Source organism: Telluria sp. ZT3P26, assembly GCF_059686035.1.
In genome coordinates this window covers 103,213-124,278 of sequence record NZ_JCASII010000008.1, presented here as the reverse complement: position 1 = coordinate 124,278, position 21,066 = coordinate 103,213, and the positions used below count along the sequence as shown (strand labels likewise).

The following is a 21,066-nucleotide window of genomic DNA, read 5'->3' as shown; positions in this document are numbered from 1 at the left end:
CAATCAACAGCGCCTCCACCAAACCCTCGGCTATCGAACACCCGACCAGGTGGAAAAAATTCTCAGGTGTACCTGATTCAATCTGTCCACCATCCCGGTGCATCTCACTCTGACCCTAATTAATTTGCAAGAGTTTCTGCAAGAATAAATTATGGTCAGAGTCGAATTGTTTGACAACTATGGGTAATTGCCCAATAAATCTACTCTGACCCTACTTGTTGGGGAGGCCTTGGCCGCCGATGGGTTCGGTTTCGAAACGTTCGCCGAAGCCGGCGATCAGTGGGCGGGCTTGTTTGATGGCGGCTTGGACTGACGCGAGGGTCAGTGAGGCTTTGTGGTTGTCTTGGCTGTCCCACGTTTCTGTGATCCAGATGGCGTCGGCGTCCTGCTTGTCTTTGGCGATGATGTAGGCCAGGCAGCCTGGCATGGCGGTGGTGCCTTCCAGCAGGATGGCGATGAGGGCGTCGCGTTGGCCCGGGGTGGCGCGCATTTTTCCGATCAGACCGTACATGCTCGGTGTCGCTTTCATTGTGGTGGTGGCGGGGAGCGGGGCGGCAAGGGCTTCCGGTAACGGCAGGGCGGCCAGTGTTGCCAGCAGCGTGCGGCGGGATACGGTCATGCCTGGCCTCGCGTGGAATTGTTTTGGAGAAGTATAGGCGTGCCCCCCGGCGCCGCCAAGCACGACGACGCGTCTTGGCGTATTCGATGCGGGACGGGTTAAGATGGCTTTTCCATCATCCTGTCACGAAAGCCTCGATGCGACTTCATCCTCTTGCCCTGGCCGTCAGCGCCTGCATTTTCTCCGTCTCCCAGGCTGCGCATGCGCAGCAGCCGGCCGCCGTGTCCGAGACCGCGCTGCGCGCCCACCTGTCGTTCCTGGCCGACGACCTGCTCGAAGGCCGCGGCACCGGCCAGCGCGGCGGCGATCTGGCCGTGCGCTATCTGGAAACCCAGGCCGCGCTGATTGGCCTCAAGCCCATCCCCGGCGGCGGCTACCGCCAGAAGGTCGAGATCGAGGGCAGCAAGCTCCTGAGCGGCAGCGCCACCTTCACTGCCGGCGGCAAGACCTTCAAGCCGGAACTCGGCAAAGGTATCGTCATGGGCACCAAGAGCGGCAACGAGAACCTGTCGTTCGATGCGCCCCTTGTCTTCGTCGGCTATGGCGCCGCAGCGCCCGAAGAAAAGTGGGACGATTACAAGGGCCTCGACGCCAAGGGCAAGATCCTCGTCATGATGGTCGACGATCCCCAGCCCACCGCCGAAGAGCCCAACCGCTTTGCCGGCAAGGCCTACACCTGGTATGGCCGCTGGATCTACAAATTCGAGGAAGCCGCGCGCCGCGGCGCCGCTGGTGTCCTGCTGATTCACACGACGCCATCGAGCTCGTATCCGTGGAGCGTGCCGGCCAATGGCTTCGGCAACGAGCGCTTCGGCCTCAAGGGCCCCGGCAATCCGATGGAAGGCTGGCTGCACGAAGACACGGCGCGCGAGCTGTTCGCCGCCGGCGGCCATGATCTCGACAAGCTGCGCGCGCAGGCCGAGCGCCGTGATTTTCGTCCGGTCGACCTGAAGGTCGCGGGCCACGTTGAACTGCGCTCGGCGATCCGGCCAGTCGAGCAGTTCAACGTGATCGGCATCGTGCCCGGCACCGACGCCAAACTGAAAGAGCAGGCGGTCGTCTACTCGTCGCACTGGGACCACATGGGCATGGCCGAACTGAAGGCCGGCGACGATCCGAAGGCCGACCGCATCTACAACGGCGCGATCGATAACGCATCGGGCACCGCAGCGCTGCTGGTGATGGCGGCCGAAGCGGTCAAGAAGCCGGCCAGGCGGACCCAGATCTTCCTGTGGCCCGCCGCCGAAGAGCAGGGCTTGCTGGGCGCGGCCGCGTATGTCGCCAACCCGGTCTGGCCGCTGGCGCAGACGGCTGCCGACCTCAATCTCGACAGCCTGAACTTCGTCGGCCGCACGCGCGATATCGGTGTCGCCGGCGCGGAGCGCAGCAGCCTGCTCGAGACCTCGACCCAGGTGGCCAAATCGATGGGCCTGAAGATCGCGCCAAGCTCGCCGGACATGTCGGGCGCTTACTTCCGCGCCGACCACTTCGCGTTCGCCAAGGCGGGCGTGCCGGCGTTTAACGTCGGTTCGGCCGTGTTCTCGGGCGATGGCCACTTCGAGTTCGAGCAGCACCAGAACGCATCCAGCACCAACATCAAGGGTTTCAAGGACCACTACCACCAGGTCACCGATGCGTACCGCCCGGAGTGGGATCTGTCGGGCATGGTGCAGCAGGCCCAGTTCACGCTCAACCTGGGTTACGCGGTCGCGAACGCACCTGGCATGCCGACCTGGAAGAAGGGCGAAGCGTTCGGCAGCGTCAAGCGCAAATAGGTGTCATCGCCGGTACTCAGACGGCAGCGGCGGCGCCACTGGCCGCCGCCGTGAGGATGCGATCCAGGTCCGTCATATCGACCGGCTTGACCAGATGGTGGTCGAATCCCGCCTGGCTGCTGGCATCGCGGTCCTGTGACTGGCCATAGCCGGTGACGGCCACCAGCAGCGCGTGCGTCGTCGCCGGGGCCGCGCGCAGGCGGCGCGCCAGTTCATGGCCATCCATGCCGGGCAGGCCGATGTCGAGCAGGCAGGCGTCGGGCACGAACTGCGCGGCGCGCGTCAAGGCATCGTACGGATCGTGTTCGACGGCCACCTCATGCCCGGCCGCGCTGACGTACATCGCCAGCACCTGCGCCGCATCGATATTGTCGTCCACCACCAGCACCTTCAGCTGGTGCGTCAGGTTGGCTGCAGGCGCACTGTCGTCGCTGCTGCCTGCCCGTTGATCCGCGCTGCGCGGCAGCGTCACGATGAAAGTACTGCCCAGGCCCTGACCGGGGCTCTCCACCCGCACGCTGCCGCCGTGCAGCTGCACCAGGCTGCGCACCAGCGCGAGTCCGATGCCAAGGCCGCCCTGCGTGCGGTCCGGCGTGCGCTCGCCCTGCACGAACATCTCGAACGCGCGGTCCAGTTCTTCCGGCAGCATGCCGATGCCGTTATCGGCCACCACGATGCGTAGCCGCGACGGGTCCAGTTCGAGTGCGACCCGCAGCTTGCCGCCGGCGGGCGTGAACTTGACCGCGTTATGCAGCAGGTTGCCCACCACCTGCACCAGGCGCTTGCGATCACCCATCACCCAGGCCGGCGCCGTCAGCAGCGACGATGTCAGCGTGTGGCCCTTCTGGCGCAGCGGCTCCTGGACCTGTTCCAGCGCTTCGGTCAGCACGTCGTTGACATCGATGCGGGTTTTCGACAGCGTCACCAGGCCGCGCGTTACACGCGAGACGTCCAGCAGATCGTCCACCAGGCCCGCCATGTGGCGCGCCTGACGCGCGATGATGCCACTGATCTGGCGTGTGCGCGCCGGGTCGAGCGTGTCATGGCCCAGCAGCTGCGCGCCGGACGCGATCGGCGCCAGCGGATTGCGCAGTTCGTGCGCGAGCATCGCCAGAAATTCGTTCTTGCGCTGGTCGGCCTGGCGCAGCGCTTCTTCGGCGTTGACGCGGTCGGTCACGTCCTGGATCGTGCCGCGCAGCGCCGCCACGTTCCCGTCGCCGTCCTGCACGGCTTCGCAATGCAGGTCGATCCAGATCCGGTGGCCGTGTGCATGCAGCACCTGCAGTTGCAGCCTGCCGCTGCCACCGGTGCGTTGCAGCTCGCGGATCAGGGCATGGGCGCGCTGCCACGATTCTTCGGGCAGCACCGTACCGCGCTGTTCGTCGAACGGCGGCAGTTCGCGCCCGTAGATGTGCGGCACCGACTCGGACGTGATCAGGGCGCCGCCCGGCAGGGGCATGTGCCAGGTGCCGAAGCGCGCCATGCGGTGCGCGTCGCGCAGTTCGGCTTCCTTGATGGCCAGGGCCTGGGCACGTTCACCGAGCAGGTTCGAGGCGGCGCCGATGGCCTCGGCCACTTCGGCCGCTTCCTTGACGTGTACCTGCGTGAAGCGGGGCGGCGGCTCGCCTTTGCCCAGCGCGACTGCCGGTTCGGTCAGGGCCTGGACCGAACGCGCGAGGCGTCCGCCGATCTGCCAGGCCAGCCACAGGCCGATGGCAAACAGCAGCAGCACCCCGGTCAACAGTGCGGCAAGTGGCTCGAACAGGACCTGGTTCAGGTTCGCGCGTGGCATGCCGATGGCCACGTGCCAGCCGGTGGTTTCGGAGCCCGAATAAAAGGTGAGCAGGGCGGTGCCTTCCTGCGATACGGAGCGCACGACGCCTTCGCGCTTGCGCTCGATGGCATGGAACAGCGGATCGGTGACGCGGTTGCCGACGAAGCGCTCGGGACTCAGGTTGCGCGCGAAGATCGTGCCGCCGGCGTCGAGGACCGACGCACGCGCGCCGTCCGATACCGATTTGGGCGTGAGCATGTCATCGAAGTAGTCGGGCCGGATGCCGATGCTCAGCACGTAGGCCACGCCGCCATCGATCAACACGGGCACGTCGACGCTGACGATGGGCTGGCCGACGACCTTGCTGACGAACACCCGCGAGATGGCCGGCCGGCCGCTGGCGAACACCTGCTCCAGCGAGTCGGAGGCTTCGACGGGCAGCCGTTCGCCGTAGGCCACGGCGGTGTTGAGGATCTGCTGGCCGCTGCGCTCGCGCAGTACGGCAGTCATGCCGTCGCCGGCCAGTTGCAGCGCTGCGCGCGCCTGGCGGTGCACGCGCGGAAAATCCCGTTCCTGGAGGGCGTCGAGCGTCGACAAGGTCTGGGCGACGGCCTGCGCCTGCAGCAGCTTGCTGTCGACCGTGTGCACGAGCGCGCGCACGGTCTGCATGGTATTGCGCTCGAACTGGGCGCGGCTTTTCTGGTATTGATGGACGAACAGCAGCGACGCGCCGACGACCCCCGGCAGCAACGTCACCAGAACGAGCCAGAGCAGATACGCCCGCAGCGGTCTGCGGGGGAGGGTGGACACGATGCCAGTCACATTGCTTTCCAGAACGTTCAATCCGGCAAATTCTACGCCACAAACCGGTGGCGCACGCGTTCCTTCATGACGGCTGGCGGCGGGAGGTGCCGGTCAGTGCCGGTTACGCGTGAACAGGGTCTTGTAGTAAATTGCCGTCCCGTGCCAGCGGCCATTGGGCGTACAGGCGTACTCGGGCAACTCGCCCACCCGCTCATAGCCACTTCGCTGCACCAGTCGCTCGGCGCCGGAACCCACCGCGGTGTCAAGAAACAACAAGCCGCGGCGCAAGGCCAGCGCTTCGATTTCCAGGGCCTGCATCAGCGCCATCCCGATGCCGCTGCGCCGTACGGTGCAGTGTACGAGCAACTGTTGTACTTCTGCGCGGTTGTGGCCGTTTGGCTTCGTACTTAATGCTAGTTGGATACTGCCTACCAGCACGCCATCACGTTCCGCTGCCAATAGTACGCGCTGTCCCAGGCCCACTTCTTCTGCGACGCCTTGCCAGTATGCGTCGAGTTGATCCTGGTCAAGGCCGTTGACGAATCCCAGCGAATGGCCATCGGCGACGGCATCGAGCAGCAGCGTGCCGAGGTACGGCATGGATTGGGCGATCGTACGTGGATCGAGTCTGCGGATGATCATAAAACTCCCAAAACGGATGGTGGACGGATGTCCGTTTATTTCAAGCATATTGTGTGCCACCGGGGCCTTGCCGTCAGGGAAAGCGCTGGTGACTTGTTGTGAGCGCGCCATAGATTCGACCTAAACCAAGCTTTATTTTCCAGTATTGACAACGATCTATCGACACGACTAAAAGTCGCTTGTAATGTTCTTCTAGGGTAACTATTTCAAGCGCACGGCGCTGTACAAGGAAGACCATGACAGGATCAAACAACAAGCGATACGCGATGACACTGGCAAACCTGGGCATCGGAAAACGACTGTCACTGGGCTTTGGCCTGATCTGCATCATGCTGGTCGTGATGATCGTGCTGAGCAACGCGATGCTGGCCCGCACCAATGCCGGCACCGACGAGATCGTCAACGGGCGCATGCCGCGCATCGCGCTGACCACCCAGATGCAGGACCGGATCAACGATATCGCCATCTCGCTGCGCAACATGATCCTCAGCGAGAGCGGGTCCGATCACCGGCGTCAGGTCAAGGACATCATGGCCGCGCGCGCCGCCATGGATAACATCCTGGTCAAGCTGCGGGCCTCGCTGCATCATCCGAAAGCGCTCGAACTGCTCGCCCAGATGGAAAAGGAAACCGCGCTCTACAAGGCCGGCCAGGACGCCATGATCAAGCACCTCGAGGCCGAGGAAGTCGACGAGGCGCGCGCGCTGCTCGGCGAAGACCTGGGCCCGCTGCTGATGCGCCTGAAACGGGCAACGGCCGAGCAGACCGCGCTGCAGGTCGGGATCGCGAACGACGCCGCGCGCGATGCCGCCACCACCTACCGCAATACCACCCTGATGATGTGGGGCCTGGGCGGCGTCGCGCTGCTGCTGTCGGTACTTGCGGCGTGGGCCATCACGCGCTCGATCACGCGGCCGCTGGCGCGGGCGCTGGACGTGGCCAACACGGTCGCCGCCGGCAACCTGACCAGCCGCATCGACGTCACCACGCAGGACGAAACGGGCCAGTTGCTGCAAGCCCTCAAGACCATGAACGAGAACCTGGCGCGCACCGTCGGCACCGTGCGCGTGGGGACCGACACGATTGCGGTGGCCGCGGCCGAAGTGGCAGCGGGCAGCCACGACCTGTCGATCCGTACCGAGCAGCAGGCCGCAGCGCTGGAAGAAGCGGCGTCGTCGATGGAAGAGCTGACAGCGACCGTACGCCAGAACGCGGACAATGCGCGCCAGGCCAATGTAATGGCGGGCCTGGCCTCGACCGTTGCATCGCGCGGCGGCGACGTGATCGCGCAGGTGGTGGGCACCATGGAAGGCATCAACGCGTCGTCGAACAAGATCAACGACATCATCGGCGTCATCGACGGCATCGCGTTCCAGACCAATATCCTTGCTTTGAACGCGGCGGTCGAAGCGGCGCGCGCGGGCGAGCAGGGCAGGGGCTTTGCCGTCGTGGCGGGCGAGGTGCGCAACCTGGCGCAGCGCTCGGCGGCGGCGGCGCGCGAGATCAAGGGCCTGATCCAGGATTCGAGCGGCAAGGTCGCCGAGGGTGGCAAGCTGGTGGCACAGGCTGGCCAGACGATGCGCGAGATCGTCGACAGTGTGCGCAGCGTGACCGACATCATGACCGGGATCAGCGCGGCCAGCCAGGAGCAGACCGCCGGCATCGAACAGATCAACCAGGCCGTCACGCAGATGGACGAGGGCACGCAGCAGAACGCGGCGCTGGTCGAAGAAGCGACGGCGGCGGCGACCTCGATGCGCGAACAGGCGGCCCGGCTGGCGCAGGCGGTGGCGGTATTCCAGATCGATGGGGAGCAGCTGCAAGGTGCTTCTGCGGCCGCGGAAGCGACTGTGCCTGCGCCGGTCGCGCCAACCCTGCCGGTTCCGGCACTTGCCCCGGCCGTGAAACCGGCGCCTGCGCCACGCAAGGCAATCGCATCACCCAGGGCGCAAGCCAAGCCAGAAGCGACGTCTGCCGCAGCACCGGTTTCGACCGGGGATTGGGAAGAATTCTGAGTCCGGTCTGAGTCCGGCCGCCTGAGGGGCATCGACATCGACAACGGCAAGCTGCGGCTTGCCGTTTTTTGTTTGCCGTCAACCAACACATGTGCCGATAAAAGCGTGCGCATCGTCCAGTATTCATTGCAATGCTGCTTCCTTTGCCGTTTCGTTAGCGTGCATGCATCGTTATGGTTCGCATTAGAACTTACGCTGCTTGCCGAAAAGAAACATAACGCGATTTAACGGCTTTGGAAGGCAATCTCATGGAACACGCAGTCAACGATCACGAAGTACTCTCTTTCCGCCTTGGTAAAGAAGAGTATGGCATCAGCATCCTCAATGTGCAGGAAATTCGCGGCTACGAGGCGCCGACGCGCCTGGCCAATGCGCCTGATTTTCTCAAGGGCGTCATCAATCTGCGGGGGCGGATCGTGCCGGTGGTCGACATGCGCATCAAGTTCGGCTTTGCCGACCCTTCGTATGACAGCCTGACGGTCGTGATCATCCTGAACATCGGGCAGCACGTGATTGGCATGGTGGTCGACAGCGTTTCCGAAGTGGTCACCCTCGAAGCGGACCAGATCCGGCCGGCACCGGCCATGGGCTCGCTCGATGCCGGCTACCTGCGTGGCCTCGGCACGGTCGGCGAGCGCATGCTGATCCTGCTCGATATCGACGCCCTGATGCAATCCGACGAAGTCGGCCTCGTGCCGTCGCTGCCGCTGGCTGCTTGATTACCTCCGCAGAAAGAAGAACCCCATGAAACTCAGCAATCTGAATATTGCGTCACGCCTGTCCCTCGGCTTCGGCATCGTCGGCGTCATGCTCGTTGCGATGATCATCATGAGCAATGCGTCGCTGCTGCGCGTGAATAATGGCACCAAGGACCTGGTCGAGCACCGTATCCCGGCGATCGACATGAGCAACCGCCTGGAAGGCCAGATCAACGTCATCGCCATTGCGCTGCGCAACATGATGCTCAACGCGGAGCCGATCGACCGCCAGAAGCAGGTCGACGCGATCGGCAAGGCGCGTACGACGATCACAGCGACGCTGGCCGAGATCGAGCCGGTGCTGGCGGGTCATCCCGAGGAGCTGGCCATCCTGCGCACCATGCAGGGCGCAAGCACCAGCTACCTGACCGGCGTTACCGAATTGCTGGCGCTGATCAATGCGGGCCAGGAGGAACCGGCCAAAACCTACCTGACCAACGAATTGCGTCCGCGTCTGGCCAGGCTGAAAGAAGCCACCGGCGCCGAGCTGGCCCTGCAAAAAGACCTGGCCGCGAAAGCCGCAGCGAGCGCCGCAGCAACCTACGACAGCACGATGTGGCAAACCTGGGCCCTTGGCGGCCTGGCGCTGGCATTCGCCGCCCTGGTGGCTACCTTGATCACGCGTTCGATCACGGTGCCGGTGCGCCGCGCACTCGAAGTGGCCAATACCGTTGCCGCTGGCGACCTGACCAGCCGCATCGACGTCACCTCGCACGACGAGACCGGCCGCCTGCTGCAAGCGCTCAAGACCATGAATGAAAACCTGGCGCGCACCGTGGGCGCGGTGCGGATCGGCACCGATACCATCGCGGTTGCCGCCAGCCAGGTGGCCGCCGGCAGCCAGGATCTGTCGGGCCGCACCGAGCAGCAGGCCGGCGCGCTGGAAGAGACGGCGTCGTCGATGGAAGAGCTGACCTCGACGGTCAAGCAGAACGCCGACAATGCACGCCAGGCCAACAAGCTGGCCGAGACTGCGTCGAACGTGGCGGCGCGTGGTGGTGAAGTGATTCATCAGGTGGTCGACACGATGGACCAGATCAACGCATCGTCGAGCAAGATCAGCGACATTATCGGCGTTATCGACGGCATCGCTTTCCAGACCAATATCCTCGCGCTCAACGCGGCGGTGGAAGCGGCCCGTGCCGGCGAGCAGGGCCGTGGCTTTGCGGTCGTGGCCAGCGAAGTGCGCAATCTGGCGCAGCGTTCGGCAGCGGCGGCCAAGGAAATCAAGACCCTGATCGGCGATTCGAGCAGCAAGGTTGCCGACGGCAGCAAGCTGGTGGCGCAGGCGGGCGCCACGATGCAGGAGATCGTCGAGAGCGTCCGGCGCGTGACCGACATCATGACCGAGATCAGCGCGGCCAGCGTCGAGCAGACCGCAGGCATCGAGCAGATCAACCAGGCAGTGGCGCAGATGGACGAGGGCACGCAGCAGAACGCGGCGCTGGTCGAAGAAGCGGCGGCGGCGTCGGCGTCGATGCAGGACCAGGCGGCGATGCTGGCGGCAGCCGTGGCCGTGTTCCGGATCGATGCCGGGCAGATGGCCGATGCGGCGCCGGCGGATGTCGGTGTCGTGCGTGCAACGCCGGCACCGGCGCCGGCAGGGAAGAAGGTTGCTATCTCCCACGCCAGGCCGGCCCCGGCGCCAACCCCGACGCGGACGCAGGCCAAGATGCCTGTCGCTGCGGACGAGTGGGAAACGTTCTAAGCTGGTTATGACCTGCATGCCCGGATGACGGGCGATGACAACAACGGCAAGCCGCAGGGCTTGCCGTTTTTTTGTTGCGTGGCTTGCCTGCTGCAGGCGCTGTCATCGTCAGCGATGGATGAGGGCGCTGGCATGCCCCCGTGCCCCCGCGCCGCCGTGCCGCCGTGATCCCGTCATTCCATGACGCCGTACGCCCCGTATCGCCGTGAAACCGGTACGCTGTCCGGACACCCGACGCATCCCCTATTTAACGCTGACAGCGCCAACCGGCAAACTGCAGACGTAAAAAAACGGCAGACCCTGCGGTCTGCCGTTTTTCATGTCCGTCGCGTATCAGGCGACATGCGCCGATACGAAACAGCGTCGCTTAGAACGAGTGACGCACGCCGACGTTGTAGACCTGTGGGTCTGCGCCGAACGCGGTTGCTGGCAGGGCCAGCGAGCCAGCTGGCGAGCTCAGCGAGAACACGCCGTTGTTGTTGTTACGCAGTTTTGCGTACGATGCGTACACGTTGGTGCGCTTCGACAGGGTGTAGGTGTAGGCAACGGTGACTGCCTTGCCTTCTGCGCCAGTAGCCAGCTCTTGCTGCTGGTAGTTCAGGAAGACGCGGTTGGCGCCGAAGCCATACGACACGCCGGCGTTCTTCTGCTCGTACTTGGCGCTTGGCAGGATGCCGGTTTCAGGATCAGCAGCCATGTAGCCAGCGCGCACTTCGAAGTCGCCGAACTTGTAGCCGATACCTGCGTTGTACTCTTTGTCGTCGCCGGTCGCCAGGCGCTCGACGTTCTGGTAACCAGCACCCAGGTACAGGCCAGCGTTTGCGTATTCCAGCGAGACGCCGGTCACGTCGCCCGATGGATCGATGCTGCGCTCACCGGCGCCGTAGGCTGCGCGCAGGGTGAAGCCGCTCAGAGCGTTGCTCTGGTAGTTGACCGAGTTCGACAGGCGACGGGTCAGGCGGTTGGTGCCGAAGGCAGCCAGGTTCGAACCGTAGAAGCCCTGGCCCAAGGTGTCCGATGCGCCGGCAACAGCAGCGATCGGGCCATATTCACGACCGACGGTCACGGTACCGAAGGCGCCTTGCAGGCCCACGACAGCGCGGCGCTGGAACATGTTCGAATCGGTTGCGCCGGTATCGACGGCAACAGCGGCTTCGATGTTGAACAGTGCCTTCAGACCATTGCCCAGGTCTTCGGTACCGCGGAAGCCGATGCGGCTGGCCGATTGGGTACCCGACGACACGACGGTGCGGCTGCTCTCGCCAGGCGCATCGTTGTTTTCAACGCCGATCGACGCATCGACCATACCGTACATGGTGACGCTGGTTTGGGCTTGGGCGACGAGTGGCAGTGCCGACACGAGGGCGATGGCAAGAATTTTGTGCTTCATGGATGAATCTCCAGTGTTTGTTTGTGAAATAGCCTAGTAATCATGACATGCCCGACGGACATCTGTCACCGGGTTCGCCCAAGCGGAATTGTCACGAAAGTGACCGGAATTGACACCAGCGGAAACCCGATTCTCCGTGATTCTCATAGGAGAACCCTGGATTCCAGCGGCCTTTCCGGGGACGAGAATCGACCTCGCAAGGGGTTCAAAATATTGCTGTAAATCAACCACAGACGTTGCAGCGACGCCACATTTTCGGCCTTGACAGCTGTTGCAATGCGCAATAACGGTGCACGCATGACATCGCTCGCCCACCACGCAGCGGCTGTGGCCACATAACTGGCCAGTGGTCGTGGCCGTAGTACACCGTGATGCCATCGATTTTCTTGCACCGCAATAGTGCATCGAATCGACAAATGCCAACTAGCCGCCAGCAACCGCGATCACTTGCAATGTCGATACGTAAATCGGTATCGGAACTGCGCAAAAATTGATTGGAACGTTCTCGGTGCATCTCCTACCATTCCGTACAGCATCGACACAATAAAGTCGCACAGCGACGTAGAACAATTAAGGAGACATATGACACGGTACGCCCCGGGCAGCATTGCGCCCGCATTTTCCCAAACCCCTCACACCCGTGCCTGCAGCAGGTTCGCCTTGCGTGCCACGGTCGCGGCCCTGGCCGGCGCTGGCCTGATCAGCGCAGCCACCGTCGGCGCCCAGGAAGTCGGCGCCCCCACGGCAGACGTGCCGGCCGCCAGCGCGGCGTCGAATGCCGAGAACAACACGGCGCGCGCCGGCGCCGACCGCGATGCGGCCGTCGTCACCGTCACCGGGACCCGCCAGGCCGCCCAGAGCGCCCAGGCCATCAAGCGCAACGCCGAACAGGTGCTCGATTCGATCGTCGCCGACGACATCGGCAAATTCCCCGACAAGAACGTGGCCGAGATCCTGGGCCGTGTACCGGGCGTGCAGGTCATCCGCCAGAACGGCGAAGCCGGCAACGTCGTCATCCGTGGCCTGGGCGGCATCACGACGCTGTACAACGGGCGCGAGATGTTCACCGCCGCCGGGCGCAGCCTGTTCCTGGCCGATGTGCCGGTCGCCATGCTGCAGCGCGTGGACGTCTACAAATCGCAGGGCGCCGACATGGTCGAAGGCGGCACCTCGGGCGTCATCGACGTGCGCACCAACCGGCCATTCGATTTCAAGGGCGCGCAGGCCGCCTTCAATGTGCGCGCCGAGCACCGCGACAAGGCCGACAAGATCGATCCGAACGTCTCGGGCCTGCTGTCGAACCGCTGGAAAACGGCCATGGGCGAGATCGGCCTGCTGGGCGGCCTGTCGTACCAGCGCGGCCGCTACCATGACGAAACCGCCTTCGTGGGCGAGCCGCGCACGATCGACCGCGGCATCATCGGCGCGCCGTCGATGGGCCGCGTGATGAGCGGCGGCGATCGCGAACGCCTGGCCGGCAACCTGTCGGCCCAGTGGCGCCCGTCGAGCGACCTCGAACTGTACGCCGAGAGCTTCTCGACCAAGATCGACCACGACTCGCAAAGCATCTTCTTCGTGGGTGACCTGCCGATCAACAATCCCGGCTCCACAGTGACGCCAATGGCAGGATCGAACTATCTCGGTTCGATCAGCAATCCCAACGTGAACAACTTCACGCTGAGCTCGACCCAGGCGCGGCGCGACGATTCGGAAACCCACCAGGGCGCCGTCGGCGCAATATGGAAGGCCACGCCCGGCGTGCGCGTCAGCGGCGAGGTGGTGCGCACGGTCAGCAAGTACAGCCAGAAGAATCCGATCCTCGACACGGTCATGAACATGTCGAAGTCGATCAATGCCGAGGTGCGCGACGGCGGCGGCTACCTGGAATACCCGGGCACCGACATGACCGATCCGGCCAACTGGACGATGTTCGCGCTGTTCGATAACCACAACCGCTCGCGCGGCGCGGCCACCGACTGGCGCGGCGATGTGGCCTGGACCCCGGAAGCCGACGGCTTCTTCAAGGAACTCAGCGTGGGCGCACGGCACGTGCAGCGCGACGCCTCGTTCGTGCACGAGCTGAACGGCTATACGGCCGCGCCGAATGCGTTCACGCCGAACGCGATCAAGGTCACCGACTTCCCGGGCCTGAACTGCACCAGCCCGAAAACGGGTGGCAACTACGGGATGAACCAGTTCTACGCGCCATGCCGGGACTACCTGCTCGACAACACGGGCGCAATCCGCCAGGTCATCAAGGGCAATCCGGATCCGCAACCGGACAATCCGCTGTCGTTCTATTCAGACCGCGAGCAGTCGAGCGCCGCCTATATCAAGGCCAACTTCGGCTTCGATGCATGGTCGCTGCCGATCGATGGCACCGCCGGCCTGCGCTACGTGAAAACCAAGCAGCGCATCAGCGGTTTCTCGTCCACGGCCGGCGTGGTTTCGCCCGTCACCGTGTCGAGCACGACCAACGACGTGCTGCCAAGCCTGTCGATGCGCGCCCACTTCAGGCAAGACCTGATCGGCCGCCTGTCGGCCAGCAAGGCGATCGAACGGGCGCCGTTCGGCGACTTCAATCCGGGCCTGACGCTGTTCCCGTCCACCACCACGACGCTGGCCACCGGCAGCGCCGGCAACCCGAACCTCAAGCCGCAAGAGGCGCGGAACGTCGACGTGGCGCTGGAGTGGTACTTCGCGCCGGCCGGTTCGATCACCGGCACGCTGTTCCAGCACGACTACGAAAACTACCTGCGCCGCAGCGCGCGGCCGGAAACCTACGACGGCATGACCTACAACGTCAGCCGCCCGTACAACGCGGTCGAGGGCAAGCTCAAGGGCGCCGAACTGGCGTACCAGCAGTTCTACACGAAGCTGCCGGGCTGGCTGGGCGGCCTCGGGATGCAGGCCAACGTCACGTGGATGGATGGCGGCCTGGCCGAAGCCGACGGCACCATCAACACGTTTGCCGGCATGTCCAAGCTGTCGGCCAACCTGGTCGCGCTGTATGAGTACGGCAAATGGTCGGGCCGCATCGCCTACAGCTGGCGCGACAAGTTCACCGCCGAGTACAACTACCGCGCGCTGCCGTACAACATCGTCGTGGATCCGCTCAAGACGCTCGACGCCTCGGTGTCGTACAAGCTGACCGACAAGCTGACGATCACGCTCGACGGCAGCAACCTGCTGGACCAGTCGTACCACGACTACCACAGCGTGCCCGAGCTGCCGCGCGACGTGCGCCGCTACGACCGCGTGGTGGGTCTGGCGCTCAGGTGGCGCAATTGAGGGGCGCCGGCCGGCCTTTCTTGACGGCCGGCTGACCTGTTCCAACCGGGCGCCGCAGGATTTCCTGCCGCGCCCCGTCGTTGTTTTGATTGGATGGAAAACGTGCAAACGCAAAAACTCTCGACGCTTGAAAAAGTCGGCTTCGGCGCCGGCGACATGGCGCTCAATGTGGTGATCTCGTCGATGATGCTGATCATCACCTTCTTTTACACCGACATCTATGGCCTGCATGTGCGCGACCTGGCGGTGCTGTTCGTCGTCGTCAAGATCGTCGGCGCGGTGGCCGATCTGGCGATGGGGCAGGTGACCGATTCGGTCCTGACGCGCTGGGGGCGCTACCGTCCGTGGCTGCTGCTGCTCGCGGTGCCGTACGGCCTGTCGGTGTTCCTCGTATTTTCCACACCAGGCTGGGACTACGACGCGAAGCTGATCTGGGCCTACTCCACCTACATCCTCATGACCATCATGACCGCCGGCGTGGGCATTCCGTACATCTCGCTGATCAGCGGCCTGACCGCCGATCCCCAGCAGCGCCTGTCGGCCAATGGCTACCGGCTGTTCTTCGCCAAGGTGGGCGCCTTCATGGTGACCATTGTCGTGCCGGTCCTGGCCAGCGCCTGGGACGGCGCGCATCCGGCTGCCGGCTACCAGGCGGCGATGGCGGTGATGGCCGCCATCGGGGTGCTGTTGTTCGTGTTCTGCTTTTTCACCACCACCGAGCGGGTCGTGCACAAGGTCGAGAAGCAGCCGTTGCTGGCGCAGGTGCGCGTGCTGCTCAAGAACGACCAGTGGCTGATCCTGTGCGCCGTGTGCGTGACCGGCACCATCGGCTACGTGATCCGCGGCTCGGTGGCGATCTACTATGCCAAGTACTACCTGGGCGGCGACACGGCGGCCGTATCGGCCTTCCTGTCGACCGGTGTGGCGGCGGCGATCCTGGCGATGGTGGTCTCGACCTGGACCACCAAGTTCTATTGCAAGGTCAAGCTGTTCCGGCATTCGCAGATCGCGGTGGCGGTGCTCAGCGTGATGATGTATTTCCTGGTGCAGCCGGGCGACATGGTGCTCGCCTTCGTCCTGTATTTCCTGCTCTCGCTGGTGGTCGACCTGCACGCGCCGGTGTTCTGGTCGGCCATCGCCGAGACGATCGACTATGGCCAGGTCAAGACCGGCAAGCGCGTCTCGGGCTTTGCGTTCGGCGGCATCTCGGTGTGCCAGAAGATCGGCATGGGCGTGGCCGGCTACATGGTCGGCATCCTGCTCGATTACTTCAGGTATGTGCCGAACCAGTCGCAATCGGCGCTGGCGCTGCAGGGCATTGCGCTGATGCTGTCGGTGATTCCGGGCTTCTTCCACTTTTTGATGGGGATGCTGATGTTCAAGTACCGGATCAGCGACGACTATTACACCACCGTCAAGCAGGACATGCAGGCGCACGGCTACGCGACCACCTGACAATCACACACAGAGAACAACGATGCAAGAAACCATCCTCCAGCCGCTGATCGAGCAACGCGCCGATCCCTACATCTACAAGCACACCGACGGCTACTATTACTTCACCGCCTCGGTGCCGCTGTACGACCGCATCGAACTGCGCCGCGCGACGACCATCGCCGGCCTGGCCACCGCGCCCACGGTCGACGCCTGGCACAAGCCCGAGACCGGCCCGTATTCCGAGCTGGTCTGGGCCCCCGAGCTGCACTTCAATGACGGCGCCTGGTACGTCTACTTTGCCGCCGCGCCCAGCCGCGCGATCAAGGACAATCTGTTCCAGCACCGCATGTACGCGATCCGCAACCGCCATGCCAATCCGCTGGAAGGCGAGTGGGAATTCATGGGCCAGGTCGACACCGGCATCGACAGCTTCTGCCTCGATGCGACCACGTTCACCCACAAGGGCACGCTGTATTACCTGTGGGCGCAGAAGGACCCCGCCATCGAGGGCAATTCGAACCTGTACATCGCGCCGATGAAGACGCCGTGGCAGATCGAGGGCGCGCCGATCCTCTTGAGCAAACCGGAGCACGACTGGGAAACGATCGGCTTCTGGGTCAATGAAGGCCCGTCGGTCCTGCGCCGCAACGGCAAGATCTTCATCAGCTACTCGGCCAGCGCGACCGACCATAACTACGCCATGGGGTTGCTGTGGGCCGATGAAGACGCCGATCTGCTCGATCCGCGCGCGTGGACCAAGTCGGCGCAGCCCGTTTTGCGTACATGCTACGATCACGGCGTCTATGGGCCGGGCCACAACAGCTTCACGCTGGCCGAAGACAACGACACCGTGATGCTGGTCTACCACGCGCGCACCTACACCGAGATCGTCGGCGATCCGCTCTGGAATCCGGACCGCCACACCTTCGTGAAACCGCTGCGCTGGGACGACCAGGGCATGCCGGTGTTTGGCCGACCCTCTGTCTATTAAGGATCACATCACCGTGCAAACCGGTATCACGCAAGCGCCATTCGGCCACCTGCCAGGCGGCGGCGCCGTCACCCAGTTCACGCTCACCAATGCCCACGGCATGGTGGCGAAGATCATCGACTTCGGCGGCATCATCACCGAACTGCACGCGCCGGACCGCGACGGCAGGCTCGCCGACGTGGTGCTCGGCTTCGATACGCTCGAGCCCTATTGCACCGACAGCCCGTACTTCGGCGCGCTGATCGGCCGCTACGGCAACCGCATCGCCAGGGGGCGCTTCACGCTCGATGGCGCGCAGGTCCAGCTGCCGGTCAACAACGGCAACAACCATTTGCATGGCGGCGCCGGTGGCTTCGACCGCGTCCTGTGGACGGCGACGGTCGATGGCGCCAGCCTGCGCCTGGCCTACCGCAGCGTCGACGGCGAGATGGGCTATCCCGGCAACCTCGATGTCACGGTCGTCTACCAGCTCAATGACGCCAACGAACTGGTGGTGCGTTTCCACGCCGTGACCGACAGGGCCACGCCGGTCAACCTGACGCAGCACAGTTACTTCAACCTGGCCGGCGAGGGCGACATCCTGGGACACTACCTGACCATCGATGCCGACAGCTTCGTGGCGATCGACAGTGAATCGATCCCCACGGGCGAACTCACGCCGGTCACCGGGACGCCGTTCGACTTTCGCCTGCCGCGCCAGATCGGCGAGCGGATCGGGCAGCCCGACAAGCAGCTGCGCCACGGCAGCGGCTACGACCACAATCTCGTCCTGAACAAGCCGCAAGGCACGGCGTTGACACGGGCGGCGCGGGTGAGCGAACCTGTCTCGGGCCGCGTGCTGGAACTGTGGACGCAGGAACCCGGTGTGCAGTTCTACAGCGGGAACTTCCTCGACGGGGCGCTATCCGGCAAGGGCCGCAGCTACGGACACCGCAGCGGCCTGTGCCTGGAACCGCAGCATTTCCCCGATTCGCCGAACCAGCCGCAGTTCCCGAACGTGATCCTGCGCCCGGGCGAGGTGTATGCCACCGAGTCGCGCTTTCGCTTTACCACCGAGGCGGCGTGATGGACGTGCTGACCGACACCCGGCACGAGCTGGGCGAGTGCGTGCTCTGGTGCGAGCGCACCGGCCGCCTGCTGTGGACCGATATTCCCGCCGCCACCCTGTGGGCCTATACGCCGGCCACCGGCCGCACGGCCAGCTGGCCGATGCCCGAGCGCCTGTGCTGTTTCGCGCTGACCGGCAGCGACGACCGCCTGCTGCTGGGGCTGGCGTCCGGTCTCGCGTTCTTCACCTTCTCGAGCGGCAAGGTCACGCGCATCTGCGACGTCGAACCGGACATTCCATCCACCCGCATCAACGATGGCCGCTGCGATCGCCAGGGGCGGTTCGTGTTCGGCATGTTCAACCAGGCCGAACATCCGAAGCACGCTTTGGGGGGCTTCTACCGCCTGAACCTCGACCTGTCGCTTGAGCGCCTGCCGCTGCCCAACGCCGCCATCGCCAACAGCATCTGCTTCAGTCCCAACGGGCGCCGCATGTACTTTGCCGACTCGGCGCAAAAGGCGATCCTGTACGCCGACTACAACCCGTGCAGCGCCGAAGTGGGGCGCGTGCACACGTTCGTCGCGGCCGATGCGGTGCCGGGGGAACCCGACGGCTCGACGATCGACGCCGCCGGCTACCTGTGGAGCACGCGCTGGGGCGCCGGCATCGTGGCGCGCTTTGCACCCGACGGCCAGCTCGAACGGACGGTGCCGCTGGCAGCGCCGCAACCGAGCTGCCCGGCCTTTGGCGGGCCTGACTTGAGAACGCTGTTCGTCACCAGCGCCCACCTGGGCATGTCGGATCAGGAGCGTGCGGCCGCGCCGCTGTCGGGCGCAGTGTTTGCGCAGGCGCTCGAACTGCGCGGCCTGCCCGAGTCGCGTTTCTTGCACGTTTGATGGTCCATCAGCGATATGAAAAACGGTATCGATCTTCGTTAAAATTTGATTAGTAAGTTATCTGCCCGGACTTTAGACTTCCTCTCGGTAATCAAGTGATATGGACAGCGGCACCATGCACGCTTCATCCAGAGAATAACGAGGAGATACGATGTCCGAGGCAAAGAAAAAAACGCCGCTGCGTTCTGCGGCATGGTTTGGCACGCAGGATAAAAACGGGTTCATGTACCGCAGCTGGATGAAGAACCAGGGCATACCCGACCACGAATTCCAGGGCAAGCCGATCATCGGCATCTGCAACACCTGGTCCGAACTGACCCCGTGCAATGCGCACTTCCGCAAACTGGCCGAGCACGTCAAGCGCGGCATCCTGGAAGCAGGCGGCTTCCCCGTTGAATTCCCCGTATTCTCGAACGGCGAATCCAATCTGCGCCCGACGGCGATGCTGACCCGGAACCTGGCCAGCATGGACGTCGAAGAATCCATCCGCGGCAATCCGATGGATGCGGTCGTGCTGCTGGTCGGCTGCGACAAGACCACGCCGGCGCTGCTGATGGGCGCGGCCAGCGTCGACCTGCCGACGATCGTCGTCACCGGCGGCCCGATGCTCAACGGTAAACTGAACGGCAAGGACATCGGCTCCGGCACCGCTGTCTGGCAGTTACACGAGCAAGCCAAGGCCGGCACGATCACGATGCACGAATTCCTGTCGGCCGAAGCGGGCCACTCGCGCAGCGCGGGCACCTGCAACACGATGGGCACGGCGTCGACGATGGCCTGCATGGCCGAAGCGCTGGGCACCTCGCTGCCGCACAACGCGGCGATTCCTGCCGTGGATGCGCGCCGCTACGTGCTGGCGCACATGTCGGGCATGCGCATCGTCGAGATGGTGCACGAAGACCTGCGCCTGTCGAAGATCCTCACCCGCGCAAACTTCGAGAACGCCATCCGCGTGAATGCGGCCATCGGCGGCTCGACCAATGCCGTGATCCACCTGAAGGCCATTGCCGGGCGGGTGGGCGTGCCGCTCGAACTGGAAGACTGGACCCGCATCGGCAAGGGCACCCCGACCGTGGTCGACCTGCTGCCATCGGGGCGCTTCCTGATGGAAGAGTTCTACTATGCGGGCGGCTTGCCGGCCGTGATTCGCCGCCTGGGCGAGGGCGGCCTAATTCCCAACAAGGATGCGCTGACCGTCAACGGCAACACGCTATGGGAAAACTGCGTCGCCGCGCCGATCTACAACGATGACGTCGTGCGCCAGCTGGACAATCCGCTGATCGCGGACGGCGGCATCTGCATCCTGCGCGGTAATCTCGCGCCGCGCGGGGCCGTGCTCAAACCGTCGGCCGCCTCGCCGCACCTGATGCAGCACCGGGGCCGCGCCGTGGTCTTCGAAGACTTCGATCACTACAAGCAGCGCATCCTTGACCCGGACCTGGACGTCGACGAAAACTCGGTGCTCCTGATGAAGAACTGCGGCCCGAAAGGGTATCCGGGCATGGCTGAAGTGGGCAATATGGGCTTGCCGCCCAAGCTGCTGGCCAGGGGCATCACCGACATGGTGCGCATTTCGGACGCGCGCATGAGCGGCACGGCATATGGCACCGTGGTGCTGCACGTGGCGCCGGAAGCAATGGACGGCGGCCCGCTGGGCATCGTGCAGGACGGCGACATGATCCAGCTCGATTGCCAGAACGGGCTGCTCAACGTCGAACTGCCGGATGCCGAAATCGTACGCCGGCTGGCCGAGCGCGCCGAAAAGAACAAGCCCGTGCAGCACAGCGGCTACCAGCGCCTGTACCTCGATCACGTGATGCAGGCCGACGACGGCTGCGATTTCGATTTCCTCGTCGGCTGCCGTGGCTCGGCGGTGCCGAAGCATTCCCACTGAACCAAGAACCGAGGAGACCAGAGC

Annotated in this window: 14 protein-coding genes; 10 read left to right on the top strand and 4 right to left on the bottom strand. The window is 64.3% G+C overall.

Annotation, left to right across the window (positions count from 1 at the left end):
- Positions 1–211 precede the first annotated feature (211 nt).
- A complete protein-coding gene (locus AC56LN_RS21935) occupies positions 212–619 on the bottom strand; it encodes a putative quinol monooxygenase (protein ID WP_499574698.1) in 408 nt (135 codons plus the stop codon).
- A gap of 137 nt (positions 620–756) precedes the next feature.
- Between AC56LN_RS21935 and AC56LN_RS21930 the strand changes: the two genes are divergently transcribed.
- A complete protein-coding gene (locus AC56LN_RS21930; protein ID WP_499574697.1) occupies positions 757–2,394 on the top strand; it encodes a M28 family peptidase in 1,638 nt (545 codons plus the stop codon).
- A gap of 16 nt (positions 2,395–2,410) precedes the next feature.
- Here the strand turns inward: AC56LN_RS21930 and AC56LN_RS21925 are convergent, their stop codons facing one another.
- Positions 2,411–4,978 carry a hybrid sensor histidine kinase/response regulator gene (locus AC56LN_RS21925; RefSeq protein WP_499574696.1) on the bottom strand — a complete coding sequence of 856 codons (2,568 nt, stop codon included), beginning with the start codon at positions 4,976–4,978 and terminating at the stop codon, positions 2,411–2,413.
- A gap of 105 nt (positions 4,979–5,083) precedes the next feature.
- Positions 5,084–5,725, bottom strand: coding sequence for a GNAT family N-acetyltransferase (locus AC56LN_RS21920; protein WP_499574695.1), 642 nt, complete (start codon positions 5,723–5,725; stop codon positions 5,084–5,086).
- 155 nt (positions 5,726–5,880) lie between these two features.
- Between AC56LN_RS21920 and AC56LN_RS21915 the strand changes: the two genes are divergently transcribed.
- From AC56LN_RS21915 to AC56LN_RS21905, 3 genes are all read left to right on the top strand, one after another.
- Positions 5,881–7,629 (top strand): methyl-accepting chemotaxis protein, encoded by a 1,749-nt coding sequence (locus AC56LN_RS21915; RefSeq protein ID WP_499574694.1) that lies wholly within the window; start codon positions 5,881–5,883, stop codon positions 7,627–7,629.
- 248 nt (positions 7,630–7,877) lie between these two features.
- Positions 7,878–8,348, top strand: a complete 471-nt coding sequence (locus AC56LN_RS21910) for a chemotaxis protein CheW (RefSeq protein WP_499574693.1) — start codon at positions 7,878–7,880, stop codon at positions 8,346–8,348.
- Positions 8,349–8,373: 25 nt separating this feature from the next.
- Entirely contained in the window at positions 8,374–10,095 is a 1,722-nt protein-coding gene (locus AC56LN_RS21905) for a methyl-accepting chemotaxis protein (protein ID WP_499574692.1), read from the top strand.
- Between the two features lie 367 nt (positions 10,096–10,462).
- Here the strand turns inward: AC56LN_RS21905 and AC56LN_RS21900 are convergent, their stop codons facing one another.
- Positions 10,463–11,485, bottom strand: a complete 1,023-nt coding sequence (locus AC56LN_RS21900; protein ID WP_499574691.1) for a porin — start codon at positions 11,483–11,485, stop codon at positions 10,463–10,465.
- Positions 11,486–12,145: 660 nt separating this feature from the next.
- Here AC56LN_RS21900 and AC56LN_RS21895 point away from each other — a divergent pair.
- The 6 genes from AC56LN_RS21895 (at position 12,146) to AC56LN_RS21870 (ending at position 21,042) form a co-directional block, all read left to right on the top strand.
- Positions 12,146–14,776: a TonB-dependent receptor gene (locus AC56LN_RS21895; RefSeq protein WP_499574690.1), complete on the top strand. Its 2,631-nt coding sequence runs from the start codon at positions 12,146–12,148 to the stop codon at positions 14,774–14,776.
- 93 nt (positions 14,777–14,869) lie between these two features.
- On the top strand, positions 14,870–16,231 hold the full coding sequence (locus AC56LN_RS21890) for an MFS transporter (protein ID WP_499555040.1): 1,362 nt from the start codon (positions 14,870–14,872) through the stop codon (positions 16,229–16,231).
- A 22-nt stretch (positions 16,232–16,253) separates the two neighbouring features.
- A complete protein-coding gene (locus AC56LN_RS21885) occupies positions 16,254–17,204 on the top strand; it encodes a glycoside hydrolase family 43 protein (RefSeq protein WP_499574689.1) in 951 nt (316 codons plus the stop codon).
- A gap of 13 nt (positions 17,205–17,217) precedes the next feature.
- Positions 17,218–18,270, top strand: coding sequence for an aldose epimerase family protein (locus AC56LN_RS21880; protein ID WP_499574688.1), 1,053 nt, complete (start codon positions 17,218–17,220; stop codon positions 18,268–18,270).
- Positions 18,270–19,148 (top strand): SMP-30/gluconolactonase/LRE family protein, encoded by an 879-nt coding sequence (locus AC56LN_RS21875; protein WP_499574686.1) that lies wholly within the window; start codon positions 18,270–18,272, stop codon positions 19,146–19,148. The genes AC56LN_RS21880 and AC56LN_RS21875 overlap by 1 nt, the downstream gene beginning before the upstream one ends.
- 151 nt (positions 19,149–19,299) lie before the next feature.
- On the top strand, positions 19,300–21,042 hold the full coding sequence (locus AC56LN_RS21870) for an IlvD/Edd family dehydratase (protein ID WP_482897768.1): 1,743 nt from the start codon (positions 19,300–19,302) through the stop codon (positions 21,040–21,042).
- Positions 21,043–21,066: the final 24 nt, after the last annotated feature.

Excerpts from the sequence above, each read along its gene's own strand:
- AC56LN_RS21935 (WP_499574698.1), bottom strand. The coding sequence starts at position 619 with ATGACCGTATCCCGCCGCACGCTGCTGGCAACACTGGCCGCCCTGCCG.
- AC56LN_RS21930 (WP_499574697.1), top strand. The coding sequence starts at position 757 with ATGCGACTTCATCCTCTTGCCCTGGCCGTCAGCGCCTGCATTTTCTCC.
- AC56LN_RS21920 (WP_499574695.1), bottom strand. The coding sequence starts at position 5,725 with ATGGCGCGCTCACAACAAGTCACCAGCGCTTTCCCTGACGGCAAGGCC.
- AC56LN_RS21915 (WP_499574694.1), top strand. The coding sequence starts at position 5,881 with ATGACACTGGCAAACCTGGGCATCGGAAAACGACTGTCACTGGGCTTT.
- AC56LN_RS21910 (WP_499574693.1), top strand. The coding sequence starts at position 7,878 with ATGGAACACGCAGTCAACGATCACGAAGTACTCTCTTTCCGCCTTGGT.
- AC56LN_RS21905 (WP_499574692.1), top strand. The coding sequence starts at position 8,374 with ATGAAACTCAGCAATCTGAATATTGCGTCACGCCTGTCCCTCGGCTTC.
- AC56LN_RS21900 (WP_499574691.1), bottom strand. The coding sequence starts at position 11,485 with ATGAAGCACAAAATTCTTGCCATCGCCCTCGTGTCGGCACTGCCACTC.
- AC56LN_RS21890 (WP_499555040.1), top strand. The coding sequence starts at position 14,870 with ATGGAAAACGTGCAAACGCAAAAACTCTCGACGCTTGAAAAAGTCGGC.
- AC56LN_RS21885 (WP_499574689.1), top strand. The coding sequence starts at position 16,254 with ATGCAAGAAACCATCCTCCAGCCGCTGATCGAGCAACGCGCCGATCCC.
- AC56LN_RS21875 (WP_499574686.1), top strand. The coding sequence starts at position 18,270 with ATGGACGTGCTGACCGACACCCGGCACGAGCTGGGCGAGTGCGTGCTC.
- AC56LN_RS21870 (WP_482897768.1), top strand. The coding sequence starts at position 19,300 with ATGTCCGAGGCAAAGAAAAAAACGCCGCTGCGTTCTGCGGCATGGTTT.